The 19,135-nt window shown below is 43.6% G+C and carries 21 protein-coding genes; 11 read left to right on the forward strand and 10 right to left on the reverse strand.

All coding sequences use genetic code 11. The features are described from left to right. The first annotated feature begins 311 nt into the window (after positions 1–311). The 11 genes from FTW16_RS24800 (at position 312) to FTW16_RS14280 (ending at position 5,354) form a co-directional block, all read left to right on the forward strand. Positions 312–539 carry a hypothetical protein gene (locus FTW16_RS24800; protein ID WP_261383458.1) on the forward strand — a complete coding sequence of 76 codons (228 nt, stop codon included), beginning with the start codon at positions 312–314 and terminating at the stop codon, positions 537–539. Between the two features lie 120 nt (positions 540–659). Next, positions 660–1,139 carry a GNAT family N-acetyltransferase gene (locus FTW16_RS14235; protein ID WP_253656744.1) on the forward strand — a complete coding sequence of 160 codons (480 nt, stop codon included), beginning with the start codon at positions 660–662 and terminating at the stop codon, positions 1,137–1,139. Between the two features lie 105 nt (positions 1,140–1,244). Continuing rightward, on the forward strand, positions 1,245–1,442 hold the full coding sequence (locus FTW16_RS14240; RefSeq protein WP_146491538.1) for a hypothetical protein: 198 nt from the start codon (positions 1,245–1,247) through the stop codon (positions 1,440–1,442). Next, positions 1,439–2,002, forward strand: a complete 564-nt coding sequence (locus FTW16_RS14245; RefSeq protein WP_146491539.1) for a GNAT family N-acetyltransferase — start codon at positions 1,439–1,441, stop codon at positions 2,000–2,002. The genes FTW16_RS14240 and FTW16_RS14245 overlap by 4 nt, the downstream gene beginning before the upstream one ends. 95 nt (positions 2,003–2,097) lie before the next feature. Further along, positions 2,098–2,580, forward strand: a complete 483-nt coding sequence (locus FTW16_RS14250) for an AAA family ATPase (RefSeq protein WP_146491540.1) — start codon at positions 2,098–2,100, stop codon at positions 2,578–2,580. A gap of 67 nt (positions 2,581–2,647) precedes the next feature. Continuing rightward, entirely contained in the window at positions 2,648–3,052 is a 405-nt protein-coding gene (locus FTW16_RS14255; RefSeq protein WP_146491541.1) for a DUF1801 domain-containing protein, read from the forward strand. Positions 3,053–3,226: 174 nt separating this feature from the next. Beyond that, a complete protein-coding gene (locus FTW16_RS14260; protein ID WP_146491542.1) occupies positions 3,227–3,559 on the forward strand; it encodes a hypothetical protein in 333 nt (110 codons plus the stop codon). A 59-nt stretch (positions 3,560–3,618) separates the two neighbouring features. Beyond that, positions 3,619–3,900: a hypothetical protein gene (locus FTW16_RS14265; RefSeq protein WP_146491543.1), complete on the forward strand. Its 282-nt coding sequence runs from the start codon at positions 3,619–3,621 to the stop codon at positions 3,898–3,900. Positions 3,901–3,963: 63 nt separating this feature from the next. Then, positions 3,964–4,413, forward strand: coding sequence for a DUF3291 domain-containing protein (locus tag FTW16_RS14270; RefSeq protein ID WP_017080506.1), 450 nt, complete (start codon positions 3,964–3,966; stop codon positions 4,411–4,413). 104 nt (positions 4,414–4,517) lie between these two features. Next, a complete protein-coding gene (locus tag FTW16_RS14275; RefSeq protein WP_146491544.1) occupies positions 4,518–4,814 on the forward strand; it encodes a hypothetical protein in 297 nt (98 codons plus the stop codon). A gap of 87 nt (positions 4,815–4,901) precedes the next feature. Then, positions 4,902–5,354 (forward strand): hypothetical protein, encoded by a 453-nt coding sequence (locus FTW16_RS14280; protein WP_146491545.1) that lies wholly within the window; start codon positions 4,902–4,904, stop codon positions 5,352–5,354. Positions 5,355–5,463: 109 nt separating this feature from the next. On the opposite strand, the gene FTW16_RS14285 is transcribed toward FTW16_RS14280, so the two are convergent. The 10 genes from FTW16_RS14285 to FTW16_RS14330 form a co-directional block, all read right to left on the reverse strand. After that, complete coding sequence (locus FTW16_RS14285; protein WP_146491546.1) at positions 5,464–6,957, reverse strand: efflux transporter outer membrane subunit; 1,494 nt, start codon at positions 6,955–6,957, stop codon at positions 5,464–5,466. A 2-nt stretch (positions 6,958–6,959) separates the two neighbouring features. After that, positions 6,960–10,082 (reverse strand): efflux RND transporter permease subunit, encoded by a 3,123-nt coding sequence (locus FTW16_RS14290; protein ID WP_146491547.1) that lies wholly within the window; start codon positions 10,080–10,082, stop codon positions 6,960–6,962. Positions 10,083–10,089: 7 nt separating this feature from the next. Next, the gene (locus tag FTW16_RS14295) at positions 10,090–11,205 is read right to left on the reverse strand and encodes an efflux RND transporter periplasmic adaptor subunit (RefSeq protein WP_146491548.1); all 1,116 of its coding nucleotides are present in this window, start codon (positions 11,203–11,205) and stop codon (positions 10,090–10,092) included. Between the two features lie 99 nt (positions 11,206–11,304). Then, entirely contained in the window at positions 11,305–12,183 is an 879-nt protein-coding gene (locus FTW16_RS14300) for a LysR family transcriptional regulator (RefSeq protein WP_146491549.1), read from the reverse strand. Positions 12,184–12,398: 215 nt separating this feature from the next. Then, positions 12,399–13,058: a sugar transferase gene (locus FTW16_RS14305; protein WP_060982013.1), complete on the reverse strand. Its 660-nt coding sequence runs from the start codon at positions 13,056–13,058 to the stop codon at positions 12,399–12,401. A 9-nt stretch (positions 13,059–13,067) separates the two neighbouring features. Beyond that, positions 13,068–14,255 (reverse strand): glycosyltransferase family 2 protein, encoded by a 1,188-nt coding sequence (locus FTW16_RS14310; protein WP_146491550.1) that lies wholly within the window; start codon positions 14,253–14,255, stop codon positions 13,068–13,070. Next, complete coding sequence (locus tag FTW16_RS14315; RefSeq protein WP_146491551.1) at positions 14,252–15,352, reverse strand: glycosyltransferase; 1,101 nt, start codon at positions 15,350–15,352, stop codon at positions 14,252–14,254. Before FTW16_RS14315 ends, FTW16_RS14310 begins: the two co-directional genes overlap by 4 nt. Before the next feature lie 375 nt (positions 15,353–15,727). Continuing rightward, positions 15,728–17,152: a GumC family protein gene (locus FTW16_RS14320; protein WP_146491552.1), complete on the reverse strand. Its 1,425-nt coding sequence runs from the start codon at positions 17,150–17,152 to the stop codon at positions 15,728–15,730. Next, positions 17,149–18,285 carry a glycosyltransferase gene (locus tag FTW16_RS14325; protein WP_146491553.1) on the reverse strand — a complete coding sequence of 379 codons (1,137 nt, stop codon included), beginning with the start codon at positions 18,283–18,285 and terminating at the stop codon, positions 17,149–17,151. The genes FTW16_RS14320 and FTW16_RS14325 overlap by 4 nt, the downstream gene beginning before the upstream one ends. Continuing rightward, a complete protein-coding gene (locus FTW16_RS14330; RefSeq protein ID WP_146491554.1) occupies positions 18,278–19,063 on the reverse strand; it encodes an acyltransferase in 786 nt (261 codons plus the stop codon). Before FTW16_RS14330 ends, FTW16_RS14325 begins: the two co-directional genes overlap by 8 nt. Positions 19,064–19,135: the final 72 nt, after the last annotated feature.

Here is a 19,135-nt window from a genome sequence, read left to right on the forward strand (position 1 = left end):
TCAAAAGGGATTCGCAACGCGTGGCATTTTTACCATGCGTTGGTTTAAGTGATTAAGGTGGTATGCGGCGGCATCGGTATTGCGTTGCTCACCCCTTAATAGGGCGTTAGGTAGCTAAGAAATGGCAAGTCGAACATATGAAACCAAGTATAGATGATGTACTAAAAGCTCTTCAGGAAAGCTGGTCCTTAGAAAGCACTGAGGAACCTGAAAACTGGACTCCATCCAATCCAAGCCGCGGACAATGTGGAATATCTTCACTAATAATTAACGACTATTTTGGTGGAAAGCTAGTGCTATGGAAGGTGTTCTTGCGTGGAGAACAAGTTGGCTTTCATTACTCAAACGAGTTACCTAATGGTACCCCATTTGATTCAACTGGCGATCAATTCTGGGAAAGTGAAGAACTGAAAGACCCTTCTTCATTTGAGAGACCAGAGAAACCACCAAAGAATGGAGCTGACCGGTATTTGAACTTATCAAACTTGGTTCGTAGTAAGTTGGAAAACTACCGGGCAGAAGCAGAAGTCGTTACCTAACAAATTGCTCAAATGGACTTCTAACGCTTGGCAGTTTTTTTTGGTGGTAAGTTTGAGTGCGTTGGTCACGTTGTTCGTTATCTGGTAGGGCGTTTATTCTGTTTATAATTCTGGTGGTTTATGAAAGTTAGAGCAATGAGTCCAGCTGATTTATCAGCCTTGTATGATATTTATATTGAGAAGGAAGTAGTTAACAACAATCGCTATTCACCCGACATAAAACGGGAAGAATTCGACTTAATGTTCAATGGTAGCCAGCACAATTTCGTGGCTGTTGAAACCGGTGGAGAAGTGTTTGGGCACTTGGCTATTATCACGACTGAAAAACCAAGGCTCAAGCATTCAGCGTCTTTTGGTATTGTTGTTGCCAAAGCGTCACGAGGTAAAGGTGTTGGTCGTTTCTTAATGGGGCACTTGTTATCTTATTGTGAGAATGAACTCGATTTAGCTCGCCTTGAACTAGAAGTTCACGCTAACAACAAAGCGGCACTGGCGTTGTACAAATCCTTTGGTTTTGAAATCGAAGGTACAAAGCGTAAAGCTGTACTCGTCGAAGATGAATTAATAGATATTGTCATCATGTCGAGAGTACTAACATAACGAAGCAATTAAAACGGTGCTCAACGCTTGATTTCAGTTTAAGTGTTTTTAGTTTAGGTAGAGGGTCGCGTTACTTACTCGGTTGTTTGCTGCGAGGAAATAAACATGAAACAACTAATATTCAGAAATATGCAGTTAGCTGTAAGTATTGGATCTGGTTTTGCGATCTATCAGTACTTTTTTATGACAGATGGTGCGTTTGATTGTTATGGGTCAATTGTGGTGTCTGCTTTTACGTTTGTAGTTAGCAGTATTGGTACCGTTCTAAAAGAGATAATCATGCGTAAAAAGGAGACTGCGTGAGAATAGTGGAAGCAAGTCGGTCTGATCTAGAGTCATTCTTCGAGTATATAGGAGCGCAGCTTCTTGAAAATGCGGATGATGATTCTCCACTTTTCCAACCGCTCTCTAAAGAGAATTGTGTGGTTTCAGAACAATTTAAAGATAAGTTTCGAAATGGTTTTGAGGCAAGCCTTGGTAAACATGGCTGGAGAAAGCTCTGGGTAATCAAAGACTCTAATGAACGAGTGTTTGGTCATGTAGACCTACGTCATTACGGTGAAGAGTATAAGTTTCATCGTGTGCTTCTCGGCATGGGTGTTGATTCAAGTCTAAGAAAGCAAGGGTTGGGTGTAGAACTGATTAAGCGCGTGACTGAGTTTTGTAACGAAAGCCCAAGTGTCGATTGGTTAGATCTCAATGTTCTCTCGAATAATCTTCCTGCAAAAAATTTGTATTTGAAATGTGGTTTCGAAGTGATTGGAGAAGTGACAGATTGTTACCTTATAGAAGGACAACCTGTATCAGAAACAATGATGACACTGTGTACGAGAATTTGCGGACAAGAACGCTTTGAAGAATAAATTTTGACGCTTGGCATCCACAGTTTTATGGTAGTGCTTAGGCTTGGTGTCAGCGTGTTCACACTGCAACTCTACCTATGAGCAAAAGAGGAATCATGACTAAAATCTACTTCGTATGTGGCTTTATCGGTTCGGGTAAAACGACTTACTCTAAAGCACTTGCAGAAAAGCATGGCGCCTTTCGTGTCTCGATTGATGAGTGGATGATTCCTTTGTATGGCGAGCATATGGAGCGTGAAGTTTTTGATAGCCGGCTGGCTACGTTACAAGGGTTATTCAAGGACTCTGCAATGCAGCTCTTTTCCTTGGGTGTTCCGGTGATTTTTGACTTCGGTTTTTGGCGTAAATCAGACCGGGATTCTTTTACAAGCTGGGCATCAAACCTAGGTGTGGACAGCGAAGTTCACTACCTTGATGTTCCGTTTGAGACTTGTAAGCAAAGAGCATTTAGCCGCAACTCGGAATTGAATGGTAAGTCTTATGAAATGACACCTGCAATGTTAGATTTGTTTTGGTCTTGGTTTGAGGTTCCAACTTCAAATGAAAATATTATTTGGGTTCAACAGGAAGCTCAATAAGGTATGTAGTCAAACATAGTTTGAGTTAGCAGCTCCTTAATATCGCAACAAGTGGATCGGAGGTTCAATGGACCAAGCAATCAAAACACATTTCGACGAGTATCCAGATGATGTTCTACCTCGGCTTGAAGAGTTGCGTTCGTTAATCTTTGAGCTTTGCTCTGATTTGGAATTAGGTGAAGTCGAAGAGTCTCTGAAATGGGGTGAGCCGAGTTACAGCGTTAAGACGGGCAGTCCAATTCGAATCGACTGGAAATTGAAATCACCAAACAACTATTACTTGTTCTTTAACTGTCAAACAAAGCTAATCGATACATTCAGAGAATTGCACGATGGCACACTGGCCTTTCAAGGTAATAGGGCAATCGTCTTGAACCTAACAGAACCACTGTCCAAAGCACCAATCAAGCAGTGCTTAGAGCTAGCCTTAACTTATCAGCAACGGAAGCATCTACCGCTTCTTGGCGCGTAATTCTTACGTGTTGTCAGCTGCTTAACTGAATGTGGTTAGAATTTAAAAAGTACGCCTGCCACTGATTTACAAGGCTTGGCACTTCTCGTTTAATGTAGGTTAGTGTTTAACGTCTTATGGTTTAGGTTAGTGACGTTGCTCGGACCGTAAAGTGGTATGTGGACAGGGAAAGTTATGAATCAACAAGAAGCCTTTATAGGATTTGCGGTTTATGGGGTTATCAGTAGTTTAATCGGCCTTTTTACATTTTTTATTATCAAAGATGCAAAGTACAAACAAACATTGTGGACTTTGCAGTCTGTTATGTTCGGTATCTTTTCGATTGGTTTTATCTATTGCTCTGGTGGTAATGGGCCAGAATTGTTGGTCTGGATTCCGCTGGTTACTTTAATGTCTATTTACAATGTCCACTCTTTGAAATTTTGTGGTTCTTGTGGAAAAACTAACGGAAGAAAAAGTGGATTGTCATCCATTAAATCATGTCGTGAATGTGGTAATGCTTTATAGTAAAGCTAATAAATATCAGACGTTTGTTCATTTTAGTTTCAGCCTTAAAAGGAAGTTGTATGAATTTAGATAAAGCTAAAAAACGTATCGCAAAGCAGGTTAAAAAAGGCGACAACGGATATCCAAAAATCACGTTAGCGTATTACGGAACGACCAAAGATCTCGCAACGGAAGTCGCAGTTCAATTTATGCTGGGTGAGAGCGATGGTGTTCAAGAAGAACGTTTTTCTTGTGAAAGCGAAATCCGAGATAATGAGCTAATCCAAACGACGCTGCTCAAGATAATCGAGCGCGCTAATGTGAACTCAGTGATTGAAGTTGAAGGCGTGGCTGTTCTTTAGTTTTATAAGAGTCAGTTGGCTTGCTAGGAAAATTTACTCATAATTTATCAAGGAAGAAACGTTATGAAATTAGCTCAGTTAAATATCGCTCTGGCAAAATACCCGTTAGATGCGCCGGAAATAAAAGAGTTTGTCGATAACTTAGAGTTGGTCAATGGAATTGCAGAAAGCAGTGAAGGGTTCGTTTGGCGTCTGAAAGATGAATCTGGTGACGCCACCAACATCCAAGCTTTCGATGATCCTAATATGATTGTGAACATGTCGGTGTGGGACTCTGTGGATTCGTTAAAGAACTTCATGTTCCGCACGCATCATCGTGATTTCATGCGCCGAAAGGGGGACTGGTTTCATCGTTTACCTGAAGATACTTATGTTCTTTGGTGGATCGAAGAAGACCATATTCCCACACTCGAAGAAGCGATAGAGCGACTTGAACACCTCAGAGAAATCGGTGATACACCGTATGCCTTCACTTTTAAAACCAATTTTACAGAGTCAGAAGCGCCAAAATAGCGTTAAAAGATAACCAACGTTATGTTTTTTAGACGTTTTATGGTAATTCCCGTGAAGATGAGCCGGTTATTGGTATGATGTATCTATAGTCTTCGAGAGGTTTTATGATGTTGAAAATGAAAAGTAGTGTACTTGCGATGTGTTTATTCGGTTTCAGCATGAGTGCTACCGCTTCAACACTGGAAGAGTGTGCCAAACTTCTTCCTGACGGTCACACGTATAAAGTAGAGATCATTTTAGACGTAGATAAGACTGAGAAGGATCCAACGGTGAAAGGCAGTTTTGGTGTGACGGGGGGAGCGGATGCGCCAGATACTTTTGATATCGGTGATTTTGTCGAGTGCGCAGGTCCTCTGATCAAAACCGTAGATACAGACAGCAACGATGCATCTAATTCCTAGTCACTGGTTGTCGCGTAAATAGTTCACTTTCGTCACGGAAGACATGAACAGGGGTACTTAAACTAGGTTGAGGTGAATAGGGTAATTATGGGCGATTATTTAGATATTTGGTTTACGGTTACCTCCTTAGTTTTTATTGTAAGCTTACTTTCAGCTCTTTTTGTTGGGGTCTGGCGTAAAAATATAAAAGCGTTGATTCTATTAAGTGGAGTCGCAGCAATCAGTATCGTTCTGTTTCTCTCTCAGAAGTATCAAATCCGAAAGATCCTCGCTGAAGAGCTGAGCGTGTCGAGTTTCGTTGTGGAGGCTTATGAGGAGTTTGAGGAATCTAAATTGTTAGATTCTTTGAGAAGTAATAACTACGTAACGATGAATAGAACGAAACCTTTGTCAAAAAGTAAAGTACGTATTGTTATTAACTCTGGCGAGGTTGAGTTATTGATAGCTCAAGACTCTAAGAACGAAGAACTGTTTTGGGTCTATTACCCTAAATACCGATTTAGTCGTTTAAACCCAATAGGAAAGGTACGTATCCGTTAAACATGGGTGCACAATTGCCACAGCGACTTTCAGTAACAAAAATACCGCCGACGATATCAGCGGTATTTTTTATTAGGCTTATTGCATCGTTCAGCTGAGAACAGAAAGATTAGTTAACGTGGGCTAATTCGACACTCTGTGTTTCATTAGCGACTTTCCAATCGCCACCTAACGTTTTATACACTGCAATCGTGGTATTGGCGGTTTGAAGCTTGGCGGCCACTTGGCGATCTTGCATCGCTTTTTGTTGTCTTTGTGCGTCTAACACCGACAAGTAATCGACTAGGCCCGCTTTGTATAGCGACTTTGCTTTACTCACTGCGTTATCGACGGCAAGGGTAGCTTCATCGATGCGCTTTTGGTTTTCTTGGCTACGGCCATAGGCAAACAAGCTTGAATCGACTTCCGCAAAGGCGCTATCAACTGAGTGTTGATAGTTTAGCGCTGCAGAGCGGAACCTTGCTTCGTTCATTTCAACCATGGCTTCGCCTTGACCACCATCGAATACATTCCAACTTATGCCAGCAGATGCCGCCCAACCGAATGAATCGCTACTGAATAAGTCATCAAAACTTCCTGCAGTTACTCCTGGCGTACCCGTTAGGAAGAATTTTGGGTAGCGATTGGCAATGCTTGCGCCGAGTTCTTCGTTAATGGCTGCCATTTCTCGTTCTGCAATTCGGATGTCTGGGCGCTGTTCTAACAAGTCAGAAGGTAAGCCTGTCGGAATAACATCGTTCAATCTCGGTAACGTAAATTCACTCTCTAAACGTTGATTCACGCTCTTAAGTGATTCGCCTAACAACACTGCCATACGTTGTTTGTGAACTTGCTCTGCGATTTCAAGTTGAGGAAAAATGGATTCAGTCGCGGCAAGCATGGCTTTGGCTTGAGCAAGATCTAACTCCGAGCCGTAGCCGCTACGAACCACTTTGGTGACCAGTTCTAAAGTCTGCTTTTGGTCGGAAATGTTCTCTAGTGCGATCGCTTTTCGCTCTTGAGCGCCGCGATATTGCAGGTAGTTGTGAATGACATCTGCAGTGATCAAGGTATTCAAACCCGATTGGAATATCTCGGCTTGTTCCACTCGAATTGTTGCCGCGTTGGATTGCTTATCGATACGTCCAAACAAGTCCATTTCCCAGGCGATGCTAGCACCTAAGAACCCGCCATCGTGTTGCGCTTCCAGCAACGACATCCCCGTTACTGATTCAACCGCATCAGAGGCGCCAAATACTGGGCCGAGTAGGGAGTCGTTCTCACTCAGTTGGTAGTTGTAATAACCGCCGCCGACATTGATGGTCGGAACCTTGAATGATTCAACCACGCTTTTGTATGAGTTCGCCATGTTGATTCGCTCGGCGGCCAGTTTAAGTGGGATGTTCTGGTTTTGAACATCGGCCACTAATTGATTGAGCGTTGGATCATTGAACTGTGCCCACCAATGATTGTGCTGTTCGTCTTGGTTCACCCCTTCTTGGCTGTATAGAAATGTCTCAGCCATGGTCGTTTGTGGTTCTTCGTAATCTGGGCCAACGGCACAGCCGGTCAGCAACAAGGCGAGAGCAATAGGAGCCACTTTAAACTTAGTTAATGGATACATGTTTATTGCTCCTTGTTGAATGAGGTTGGAGTGCTGCTGTTTGTAGATTGAGGCGTCGCATCGAGCATAACTACAGCATCTTCAATGGCTTCAGCCACAGTCTTTTTCTCTTCAGTTCGATAGAAAAGCTTGTACAGCGCAGGCATTACAAACAGAGACAACACAGTTGCTGCAGCCAAGCCACCGATAATGGTTGCCGCCATCTGGTCAAATAGCAGGTCACTGAGCAGCGGGATCATGCCAAGTGCCGTGGTGAGTGCACCCATCGAAATCGCCATTGTGCGGTTCACGGTGGCTTCTTTAATTGCGTCTGACAGTGAGCGACCGTCTTTACGTTCAAGTTCGATCTGGTCCATCAACACGATGCCGTTCTTGATGATCATACCGGTCAAGGTTACCGCGCCAATCAACGCCATGAAGCCGAACGGTTTATCCAACAGCAACAAGCTGAACGTTGCACCCGTCGCCGCAAGCGGTAGGGTGGTGAAGATGATCACTGGCTGTTTGAAGCCGTTAAACATCGCAACTAGGATGATCACCATCAACAGCATCGCTTTAGGTAGCTGTTTAAGAATATCGCTGACCGCTTTATGCTCGTCGTAATATTCGCCACCCCATTCCAAGTGGTAACCGTGTGGAAGGTGAATGGATTCTATTTGTTCTTTAACGGAGTTTCTTACCGCTGCAGGAGTTGTGTAACGACCAACGCCAGCTTGCGCAGTGATGGTTTTTACTCGGTCACGACGCCAAATCATGGTCTCTTCGCTTGTAAGCTCAAACCCGTCAATGACTTGACCTAGTGGAACGCTGTGGATGCCCAATAAAGAACGTACCGGCAAAGTTTCTAGCGATTGAATAGAGCTTTCTGTACCACGCAGTTGAATCGTCACCAGTTCGTCGTTTAAGTTCATACGACCTAGCGGCATGCCTTCTGACGCGCGTTTCATCGCGAATGCAATGTCGGCACGGTTAATACCCGCAAGGCGCATCTTGTCTTGGTTGATGACGGGTTCTAGCACTTTGCTCTTTTGACGCCAGTCGTCACGAACGTACTTGGTGTCTGGGTGTCGAGCAAAGATCGCTTTCGCTTGTTCAGATAAGCCGTGCAGTACCTCGATATCTGGGCCTGAAAAACGCGCTTCAACACTGAATTTATCCGAAGTCGCAAGCTTTAAGCTTCTAAAGCGAGGATCGGCGTTTGGAAACTCTTCCATTAACCATTTGTCGCCACGCGCAATCAGCGGGCTGAGTGAAGGGAAATCGGTCGCGTTAATCAAGATCTGACCATAAGCTGAGTCAAACGGCTCTGGCTCAATGGTCACTGAGAAACGAGGAGCGCCAGCACCAACGTACGTTGAAATACTCTCGACTTCCGGCTGCTCTAACAACCATTGTTCGATACGCTTCATGTCTTCTGAGGTCTGTTCAACCTTGGCGCCATTTGGCAGCCAGTAATCTAAGAACAGAATGGGTCTGTCGGCTTGTGGAATAAAGTTAACGGCAATATTCGGGATAGCCAATGCAGTGACCAAGATCAGCGGAATAAGCCCCGTCAGTGCTTTGAGTGGATTATCTACCGTCCAGTTTACGCTCTTACGATATAAGCTTACTTTGGTGTTGTCAGCTTGCTTAGCTGGCTTGATGAAGAACCAACACATCAAAGCTGTGAACGTCATTGCGACAAACCATGACAACAACAGTGAAGAGGCGATAATTAGGAATACTGAGCTTGCGAACTCAGCTGCATCGGTTTTTGAAAAGATAACAGGGCTCGCACCCATGATAGCAATGACTGTCGCGCCAAAGAGTGGTGTAGCGGTCTCTTTAACAGAATCAATTGCAGCTTTGGTTCGGTCGACGCCTTTGTTGATTTTCACAATCATCATATCGGTGATGACAATGGCGTTATCCACCAACATGCCAAGCGCAAGAATGAAGGTACCTAGCGAAACTCGGTGTAAATCAATTGACGCGATGTTCATGTAGATAAGCGTCAGCAAGATAGTCAGTAACAAGCTTGAGCCGACAATGGTTGCGCTTTTTAGTCCCATGAATATCGATAGGACGATGAATACAATCGCGACACTTTCTAGCAAGTTGCTTACGAAGTTGTCGATCGATTTCTGAACTTCTTCCGGCTGGTTAGCAACTGTCGCAATATCAACACCTAACGGCAGGGTCGATTGAAAATCGCTGACGATCTGATTGATTTCATCGCCAAGCGATACCACGTTAACGCCAGTCACAGGGCTCGTCGCTAATGTGACTGCAGGTACGCCGTTGTAGCGGTTCTCTGTCATCATTGGCTCTTGGTAGCCCATTGTAATATCTGCGATATCGCCTAAACGGATTAAGCTGGTGCCTAATTCGCTCACGCCGCCTTTAATCATCAAGTTTTTGATGTCGTCTAATGAACCAAACTCGCTCGACTGTTGAACACGAATACGCTCAGAGCCTGCTGAAAACTGGCCTGCATCGAAAGTCATGTTCTGAGTATTAAGCTGTGACCAAACTTGTGTGATAGATAGACCGTATTGCGCCAGCCTTTCATCTGGGATATCGATGTGAACAACGCGTGGTTGAACACCGTGTAACTCAATCTTCTTGATACCATCGACGGTTTTGATTCGACGTTGCAATTCTTCTGCGTAACGTCGTAATTCAGCAGGCGAAGCATCCTTACTGTGGATAGAGAAAAGCATGCCGTAGACTTCAGAAAACTCATCCTGCACGACACTGATCTGTGCCGTCGAAGGCAGCAACAGCTTCATGTCAGATACTTTACGACGCAACAAGTCCCATTCTTGTGGCAGTGCTTTTGAATTAAGCGACTCTTTGAGGTCGACAAACACCATCGACATGCCAGGGCGAGACAGTGAACGAAGTCGGTTTAATGATCCCATTTCTTGCAGTTTGGTCTCGACGGTATCAGTAACTTGCTGTTCCACTTCTTTCGCTGAAGCGCCAGGATAGAGTGTTACTACGACAGCCGTTTTTATTGTGAAACTTGGATCTTCGAGCTTGCCAAGATCAAAGTAAGAAAATAGGCCTGCGATAATACTCAATGCAGTGAAAAACAGGATAAAGGTGCGTTGTTTGATCGCAAAATCAGCTAGATTTATCATGATTGACCTATAGACTCTTAACTTGAATGTCGGAGAAGTGTTGGCCTTCCATGACGTATTGAGCACCACTCACCACGACGAAATCGCCATCGTTGAGCATAGATTCTACACACACGGTATTTTGAGACATTGAAACCACGTCTACAGTCACGCCATGAGCTTGTTCATTTTGAATGGTGAACACTTGCTCGATACCCGATGGATTCACGATCGCTGAATACGGTAAGCAGAAATTATTGGTTGGTTCGCCAAGTTGAGTCGTGAGTGTGACGGCTTTGCCAGGCAACACAGATTTGTCGGCTGACTCTAGATGGTAAGTCACTGCGTAGGTCTGCTTAATAGGGTGAGGAGATGTGGCAATTTCAGTGGCGTACCCAATCAGTTTTTCCTCTGAGCCATACCAGTTGATACCAGCGGTCTGATTCGGTTGGAATTTATGAATTAAGTTTTCTGGGACTTGGATTTTAACTTCAAGCTGATCAGGGTTGTGGATGGTGAATACTGAAATACCCGGCAGGACTTGTTCGAACTGATCGAAGTTAGATGCCGCTACAACGCCGTCGAATGGCGCAAGCAGTTGTGTATAACGAATCGAATCTTTTGCGCGGCGTATGTTCTGTTCAACCACTTTAACCGCGGCTTCACTTCTTTCATAGCCGCTGATAGCACGATCCAGATTAACATCGGCAATCGCGTTGTCATCAATCGCTTGTTTCACTCGACCAAGTTCAGCCTTAGCTAGCTTGTGTGCAGATTTTGCTTCAAGAGAACGAGCTTGTAACTCTTCCAATGCCACTTGGTAATCATGCGGGTCGAGTTGTGCTAACGGTTGGCCTTTCTTTACTGAATCGCCAACCGAGACCATCATATTTTGAATAGTACCAGGTACACGAAACGCCACTCCTGCCGTTTCTGATGATTGCAATTTACCCGTGAAGGATTTTTCGATCTGATGAGAAAGAGGCTCAAGTTGAATAACTTGAATTGGTCGCGTTTGCTTCTGAGGGAGCGTCGCCTCAGAGTCATTACAGCCAAAAAGAGGGATCAGGCTTAGTGCGATGACCGTATGTTTAAGGATAGGTGTCTGTTCAAAGATAGACGAACGTTGAGAAATAGGCTTCATGGATTACTCCTGTCAATTTATGGAGTAATTCTATCTTTCAGTTAGGTTTAGATAATCTAGTCTATTCGCGAAACACTGTCATAATATTCATTACAATAGCTATAGATTTGGAAGCTCTTGTAATAGAAAATCAATCAAAAGTTGAGCGGAGTGACTTAACGCTTTGCGTTGAGGGTAGAGTAGCCATGCTTCTTCTTTTTGAAGCTCCTCGTTAGGGAATAGGTTGATTAAGGCCCCACCTTTGAGTTGTTGTCGTACCAAGAGTTCTGGCAGTAATGCTATACCTCTGTGACGTGTTACACCGCCGATTACGAAGCCTATGCTGTCACTCACCACCGAAGGTTCGACCTTGATGATGTGATCTTTGATGTCCCATCGCTTGTCGATGTCACCACTTGGCCATCTAAAGCAAACAAATGGGTAATTGGCGAGTTCTCTTAAGCTTGAAGGCTTGCCTTCTTTCTCTAAAAATTCAGGACTTGCGACAAAAATACGTTGGAGATCCATGACTTTACGTGCAACTACGTTAGCGTCACTCAATGTGCCGCCATGCATGGCCAGGTCTAATCCTTGGCGGTACATGTCGACAAAACCGTTGCTAATATTGCGAATATCTAGCTCAACCTTAGGGTACATATCTTGAAATTTAAATAGAGTTGATTGCATGATGTCGCTGGTTTCAGGCAGCAGGCCTATTTTCACTTGTCCGTGTGCAACTTCTGATAGGTTGGAAGCAATATGGTTTGCTTTGTCGAGTGCTCTTAATGCATTGAGCAGTTCTTTGTAATAGAGCTCGCCAGCTTTAGTTAAGGAAAGGCTTCGAGTCGTTCTAAAGAATAATTGAATGCCGAGAGACTTCTCAAGGTCGTTAATTCTACGGCTAACGTTAGCTCGCGGAAGGTCAAGAGCATTGGCTGCAGCAGTGAAACTACCTAGCTCGACAACGGCGGTGAACAGCTTAAGATCTTCGATTTTCATAACAACGGCATTTAATCGTTTTTAGAACAGTATGTTGGCATCGTATATCAATTGGATTTTAAAATCGAAGCGTTCTTTTAGTTGGCTTGTTATCAAACAGAGAAAAGCCGGCCGATAATTCATTATCAAAGCTGGCTTTTTGTTCACAGTGGACAGACTGCTCTATTTATCACCTTGGACGAGATTGATTGTAATTTCACCTTAGACCATATTTTTTAGCGGCCTCGTCCGTCGACCATTACGATGATAGTTTTAGAAATGATGGCGAGGTCAGCGGCAATCCAAGATTTCATAGAACATAGACTCAGTGCGTAGCTGTGATCAAAACCTACTTTACGACGTACATCATCGATGCAGGTGTCATAACCTTGGTTCACTTGTGCAAGCCCTGTAATACCGGGCATTACGCCATAAGTGCGGTCCGCAAAGTAAGGGATTTCGTTCTCTAGTTTGGTGTAAAAAGTAGGGCGCTCAGGGCGTGGACCAATAAGAGACATTTCACCTTTTAATACATTAAACAGTTGTGGAAGTTCATCGAGACGAGTCTTTCTCAAGAATCGACCAACCGGTGTGATTCGTGGGTCATTCGCGGTTGCCCAAACTGCACCTGAGCGAGTTTCTGCGTCTTCGTACATGCTACGAAACTTCATGATTTCAAATAGTTCCATTTTCTGTGGTGTTGATTTACCAACGCGAAGTTGGCGGTAGAAAATAGGACCACGAGACGTGAGTGCAATCGCCATCGCAATTAGAGGAAATACAGGCGCCAATAGAATTAGAGCTAACAGAGCACTTACGAAATCGAACGTACGTTTAGCTCTTGAGATTTTGTATTGGTATAGCTTTTGGTTAGATAGCTGTTCAATGTTCATCATAATAAGTCCTCAATGATTCGCTCGTGTCCAAGGTGAATTTTCTAGCCCAACTAGGTAACGAATGCCACCAATGAAGTTGGCGTAGTGTCCAACAATCAAGTATGAGATTAATGAAATAGGTTTGTTCACTAAACGTTTTGGCAATATGCAGCCAAGTACGCCAATGGTGTAAACGGAAATTTGTGCCAAAAGTAATCCCTTAAATACCAGGTAGTGGCTAAGTAAGATTGAGCACACTAAGCACACGATCATTAGATATGGGGTCAGTAGGCGTAGCCCTTTCCCTGAGAAGAAGGCAAATGCGATACCTTTGAATTTAGGGCTAAATAAGCCAAATAATCGAATCGCTTGTTGCATGTTGCCAGCTGAGATACGGAGTCTTCTTTTGAAGTCTGTTTCTAGGTTTGATTCTTCTAACTCTAATGCCACCATTTGGGTTTCGTATTCAGCGACGTAACCTTGTTTGACAATTTTCATAGGCAGTATGAAGTCATCGTTGATGGTGTTTAGGGGAAGCGGTTCAAACAGATGTGTTCTGAACAAGTAGAATGCGCCATGAGACCCTAAGCTAGAGCCTAATGAAGCCTCTGACTCTTTAACTGCGGTTTGATACTGCCAGTAAGTGTTCTCTCCTTCGTTTCCTGTTGGGCACAGTTGATAAGTTGCATTCACTACACCGACCTTGTCACTTTCAAAATGAGCAGCTGCAATAAGTAATGCATCTAGTGAAATAAGGGCTGATACATCACTTAGTGCTGTAATGTCACTGGCAATCTGTGTCACTTCGTCATTGAGAGTCGCGACTTTACCTCGATTTACTTTGTGGTCATGTATCTCAAAGTGGATATCACTGCACATCGCTTCTTGAATGGTCATTTGTGCAATCTCCACCGTGTTATCAGTACAACCATCACAAGCGATAATGACTTGCAGTTTCTTTTTTGGGTAATCTAATGATGCAAGGTTACGAACCTTGTCCGCTATCCATTGCTCTTCATTAAATGCCGGAATAAGAATGGTAATGGTTGGTAGTGTGCAATCTTGTTGTTCGTCTTTGTAACAACGATGGCTCTCTTCAACGTGGCGCGCTGGGTGGCTTTTAGCGTACCAACGCAGCAATAGAGGGTAGGCTGCGTGATGGTATACAATCAACGCTCCAGAAAATAAGCAAAGTCCCGCTAGCAACCAATCGATCATGCGTAAGCTCCTTTTGATATGTCATTATAAGAGGCAACCATTTTTACAATGTCGAAGTTGTTGAGTACGTAACGACGAGGTGACAAAAAGCGTTCATTTTGTTTTTCTAATAGCGCACTCGCTAATCCCGCAACGCTGCCACTTTTAACGAGCGTGCCACTGAGTGGGCATATGGTTTCATCGACAGCACCGACGTTCATCGCGACGGTAGGAATATTGCACGCTTGGGCTTCTAGTGTTGAAAGTGGTAACCCTTCGTGACGAGAAGGTAAGCAGAAAGTATCTAATGCGCCGTAAAAGGAGGTCATGTCCTCAACTAGCCCTAGGAAGATCACACGATCACTAAGATTCAAACGGTGAGTAAGCTGTTCCAGTTGAACGCGTTTTGAACCATCACCAGCCAATACGACAACGGTGTTAGTCAGAAGTAGGGAAAGTGCCTTAATCAGTTGGTCTTGACCTTTCACATGCTCTAAACGCCCAGCACAACCTACGATGTGTTTGTCAGTAGGCAGGTTGAGCTTTGCTCTCGCGTCTGCTTTTGACATCGGTTTGAACCTCTCACAATCCACACCGTTTTTAATTGTGATGATGTTCTTATACGAAAAGGCACAACGCAGTTGATTGTAAACACGTGTTGCATCGGCAACCAATGTTGGTTGGGCAGCCTGTAACGCTAGTGCTTGTAAGCGACGACGTTTGGTATTCTTTAAATGCCAAGCATCATGTTCAGTATGAATTCGAGTTGGAACTCCGGTAATGCGAGCTGCATAGCCTGCATAAAGTAGAGGGCCAATGTGGTGGGTATGAACCACATCAGGTCGAATCCCATTAAATGCTTTAATCAGTTTGATGATGATATTGAATTGTACGCCTGGAGCTTTATCTAAGAAGACGATTTGATTTTTGTACTGTTCCAATTTAGGCCAGTTGTTTATCGACTCTTGTTTTGTGCCTTCTAAACTCACGATCAACACTTGGTCTGTTGGTTTAGCGAGGCGCAACAAATCTAACGTCAAAGTTTCTAAGCCTCCTGGAGCAAGGTGCTGAACAACGTGTATGATCTTTTTGCCATGCTTCGTTAACTGGTTATTCATAATTTGGTCCCTGCCTTAGTTACTATTCTTTTTCCTTTCTGACGCCTCGCTTTAAGCTATTCGGTTAAAGCGCTTATCTACACAGTTAGATAGCAGGAGTCGTGCCAATTAAATATGCACTATTTATCAATGGCTTAGTTTGATTTTGTGATCTGTGTATTTGATTTCTCAAAATGGGAATCAAAACAAAATATGAATGAATAGGTATTGGAATAATAAAAATGGAAATAACAATCGAGAATTGATGGCATATAACGAGCAGGTTTGGCCCGATTTCAGGAAGTAACTGAGCTTTAGAAAAGAAAAATGCCAAGCGAGTGTTAGCGTTTGTTGTTAGGAAGTAAACCTAAGCAAGAGTCTTACTTTAAAGGCTGATTAACTCATTTTAGGGATCACTGTTATCACCGGGACACCCAAGATATCTTCAATTTCGTCTTTGCGCTTGATTGAAGAATCGAACAGCTCAAACACTATAGCTAAGCCAATCCCCAATCCTATACCTGCAGCGAATCCAGCCAGAATGAAGATAAATGTAGGCATGTTTGATTTCATACTCGGAGTGAAGGGCAAATCGATAATCTTTACACGCTTGTTTTGTTCGAACACGCCCAGTGAGCCCGTTAATTGAGCCATTTCATAACGCTCAGTCAGTTCATCGTATAGTTGGCGCTTGATTTCAACTTGTCGTTTAAGACGATACATCTCTTTTGCATTTTCACCGAAGTTATTGGCTTTGTGTTCTAACTCAAAGATCATAGTACGAAGGCTTTTTGTCTCTTCAGTTAACGATTCGAAGCGAGCACGAACCAGCTGTAGACTATGTAGCTGGGTGACCAAAAGTGGTTGAGTATTGGATAGTTTGTTCAGTGTAGCGCTACTCGCGATGTCCCAAAGTTGGTCGCTGTTCATGGCAGGTTGCGTCACTTCTAATAAAGTCGTTCTCTCTTTCTCAAGCCTGTCTAATTCGCGAACTTTAGCCTGTACAGCACTGTGTTTATTTGTGTATTTTGCTTGCAGTAATGTCAATTCACTACGAATGTCTATGATTTGGTCTTCTATTCGACCTATTACTGGGTTGGTTTTAGAAAGCTGTTGATCGATAGACCCTAAGCTTTTTTCAACACCGGATAATTCAGCCTCTTTTTCAGCGAGATTCTGTTTGAGTGATGCTAAGCGGTTTAGACTTTGGCTTTGTACCTCTGGTGTCGATTGCATGTTTTCGTTCATGTATAAAGCCAATGCTTCTTCTGCTTTTTCAAGATCGATATGACGTTTATCGATGTGAATTTTCAAAAAGTTACTTGAGTCTTCAATCGAAGAACGCTCAGGCGCCAACAATTGCTCAATGAAATGCTCACTAACCGAGCGAAGGGTTTGTTCCATACCAACTGGAGTATGAGAGGTTAAACTGATCTTCAAAAAGTCTTTTCCAAGCTGAATCACAGATAAACGTTGCGATAAGTCAGTGATAATCTCTTCTTTTTCTAACTCTGACATATCTGACCTGGTCAATTGCAGTTCGTCAGCCACAGAATAAAGAACATGTCGACTGTGAAGCAGTGTTCTTAATGCGTTGAGTCGGTCTTTAAGCATGGTTGAAACGGCAAGGTCTTCCAAAAATGGATTCATTTTGGCCGTTTCTTGAATCAACATACTCGTATGCGCGTCATACTTGGTCGGGGCTAATTTACTGACCCCAAACCCTACAAAAGGCAAAATTAGAATAGGCAGTACGATTACGTAGCGCTGGCGCCACATTGCATTCAAGATTGACAATAACCGCAATTTCAGATTATTCATAATAGCTCCAGCATCCAATGAACGAAGTTACCGCGGTTCTGCCAGCTGTCTTTCGCGACGACAGAGACTGGCGAGTTTTCAAAATGACGAGCTTGATCGAGAGCCTCAATCATCTGCCTAGCGCTCTCTACTGATGTTACGTAACTTTTATAAGGTGCTATTGCAGGGAAAGGGGTCGTGACAATTGGCGTTCCTGCTGCGAGATATTCCATCAACTTCAATGGGCTACATGCACGGATTTGTTCATTATCAACAAAAGGTAATAGGCTAACATCCCAGTGCTGAGAATAACTTGGCAACGTGTGGTGTGGACGAGGACCTAAGTAGTGAACGTTCTCAAGGTTAGGCAGTGATAATGTATCAAGTTCATTGGGGCCTATGAATACGAAGTCCCATTCCGGCATTGCTGTGGCAACATGCTCAATCATGTCGTAATCAAGCCACTTAGATAGGCTTCCATAAAAACCAGCTATGGGACGATGGCTGCTTGGTAAATCTTTTGCTCTTGGTACTGGTGTCGAAAATAGGTTGACGTCTACACCATGTGGTAGCAAGTGTGCTTTATGATTTGGAAATTTATCCATCAATTTTTTGCTAGCCGCGAATATAAGAGACGCTTTATCGATCAACTTAGATTCGTGTTGCGCTACAGTGTCATGGTCGACACCAGCCAAGGCGCTAAAATCATCACCGCAGTAGTAAACCACAGATGACTCGCCTAAATGTCCGCACAAATCGACAGCGGTCGGAAGCGAAGTCCATAAGATGGGGGCATGAAGGTTCAATTCAGAAATAATTGGCTTCAACTGGCGTAACATCATTTGCTGAGCTAGCTTTCTCGATAACTTAGAAGCAGGCGCAGGTATGGTCTTTAAATTGATGACCGTGATGTTTCCGTGGTTGGAAGTATCAATGGTATTTTGGGAATCTAACATGTTTTGAGTAACCGCATTACTTCTACCAATCAGTTTGTTAAAGGCGCGAGTGATGTCTTTAAATGATAGTTTTGGCTGTCTTAGGCCGATAGAGTTCACCCATAATACTTTGTGCTGTTTAGCTAGGTGACGTACTAAATGTTGAGTCGATGAAGGTAGGCCACCAAAGTCTTCACCAAATACGATTAAATCACGCATGGTCACCTCCGCGAGTTTCAAATGAATCGAATACATCAGATTCGGTAATTTCTACGGACTTAATGTGACCGACGACTCGTGCAGGGTTACCTGCAGCGATTGAAAACGGTGGAATGCTTTTGGTAACAACGCTTCCGGCTGCAACAACCGTTCCTTCGCCTATGGTCACTCCGCCTTTAACGGTGACATTGGTGCCTAGCCAAACATCGGGTTCAAGAATAATATCGCCTATTTGCTGAGGGTCATCGCCTTCACCTTGTGCTCGACGTTTTGCATCAAGTGGGTGGCCAGAATATCCAAATAAGAAAGCGCCGCCTGCGATACGTACATTGTCAGAGATAATGACTTTACCTCCGACTGCAATCGTGGATTGCCAGCCAATGTCCACATTATTACCGATAGACAGTAATGGATGTTCCAAGCCTTCAAGTGGCTGTGTACAGCCCGAAAATGTCGTGTGGCCTGAGATACAGCAGTTGTCGCCAATCGAAATTTGTACTGGGCCGCTAACGAAAGGGAGGCCTCCATACAAATAGAGACGTTTGCCACATTGAGCGACACGACCTTTGAAAGCTGGTGTCCAGTAGAAGAATCGAGTAAAGCCAGACACCATATTCACGACAAGCTTGTGACCTTGGTACAGGCAGCGATTAAAGACTTTTGGAGTTGGTAGTTCTGCGCTTCTTATATTTTTCAAAATGAAAAACACATTTCTAATTCGAGAATTGGGGTGAAACTTAAGCCAATGTTTGAATTGATGTATAGATACTGACGTCATAATGAAACTCCTCAATTTTGTTATATAGAAGTACTTTCATATACTGTGCCATTTAATAAGTTTCTAATTTTC

This window comes from Vibrio sp. T20 (assembly GCF_007858795.1).
In the GTDB taxonomy this organism is placed as follows: domain Bacteria; phylum Pseudomonadota; class Gammaproteobacteria; order Enterobacterales; family Vibrionaceae; genus Vibrio; species Vibrio satsumensis.

Bases quoted from the DNA above. Each gene is read 5' to 3' on its own strand.
- FTW16_RS14295 (WP_146491548.1), bottom strand. From the start codon at position 11,205: ATGAAGCCTATTTCTCAACGTTCGTCTATCTTTGAACAGACACCTATC.
- FTW16_RS14305 (WP_060982013.1), bottom strand. From the start codon at position 13,058: ATGATGAACATTGAACAGCTATCTAACCAAAAGCTATACCAATACAAA.
- FTW16_RS14235 (WP_253656744.1), top strand. From the start codon at position 660: ATGAAAGTTAGAGCAATGAGTCCAGCTGATTTATCAGCCTTGTATGAT.
- FTW16_RS14280 (WP_146491545.1), top strand. From the start codon at position 4,902: ATGGGCGATTATTTAGATATTTGGTTTACGGTTACCTCCTTAGTTTTT.
- FTW16_RS14275 (WP_146491544.1), top strand. From the start codon at position 4,518: ATGATGTTGAAAATGAAAAGTAGTGTACTTGCGATGTGTTTATTCGGT.
- FTW16_RS14265 (WP_146491543.1), top strand. From the start codon at position 3,619: ATGAATTTAGATAAAGCTAAAAAACGTATCGCAAAGCAGGTTAAAAAA.
- FTW16_RS14300 (WP_146491549.1), bottom strand. From the start codon at position 12,183: ATGAAAATCGAAGATCTTAAGCTGTTCACCGCCGTTGTCGAGCTAGGT.
- FTW16_RS14285 (WP_146491546.1), bottom strand. From the start codon at position 6,957: ATGTATCCATTAACTAAGTTTAAAGTGGCTCCTATTGCTCTCGCCTTG.
- FTW16_RS14250 (WP_146491540.1), top strand. From the start codon at position 2,098: ATGACTAAAATCTACTTCGTATGTGGCTTTATCGGTTCGGGTAAAACG.
- FTW16_RS14315 (WP_146491551.1), bottom strand. From the start codon at position 15,352: ATGAATAACCAGTTAACGAAGCATGGCAAAAAGATCATACACGTTGTT.
- FTW16_RS14260 (WP_146491542.1), top strand. From the start codon at position 3,227: ATGAATCAACAAGAAGCCTTTATAGGATTTGCGGTTTATGGGGTTATC.
- FTW16_RS14290 (WP_146491547.1), bottom strand. From the start codon at position 10,082: ATGATAAATCTAGCTGATTTTGCGATCAAACAACGCACCTTTATCCTG.
- FTW16_RS14270 (WP_017080506.1), top strand. From the start codon at position 3,964: ATGAAATTAGCTCAGTTAAATATCGCTCTGGCAAAATACCCGTTAGAT.
- FTW16_RS14330 (WP_146491554.1), bottom strand. From the start codon at position 19,063: ATGACGTCAGTATCTATACATCAATTCAAACATTGGCTTAAGTTTCAC.
- FTW16_RS14320 (WP_146491552.1), bottom strand. From the start codon at position 17,152: ATGAATAATCTGAAATTGCGGTTATTGTCAATCTTGAATGCAATGTGG.
- FTW16_RS14240 (WP_146491538.1), top strand. From the start codon at position 1,245: ATGAAACAACTAATATTCAGAAATATGCAGTTAGCTGTAAGTATTGGA.
- FTW16_RS14325 (WP_146491553.1), bottom strand. From the start codon at position 18,285: ATGCGTGATTTAATCGTATTTGGTGAAGACTTTGGTGGCCTACCTTCA.
- FTW16_RS14310 (WP_146491550.1), bottom strand. From the start codon at position 14,255: ATGATCGATTGGTTGCTAGCGGGACTTTGCTTATTTTCTGGAGCGTTG.
- FTW16_RS14255 (WP_146491541.1), top strand. From the start codon at position 2,648: ATGGACCAAGCAATCAAAACACATTTCGACGAGTATCCAGATGATGTT.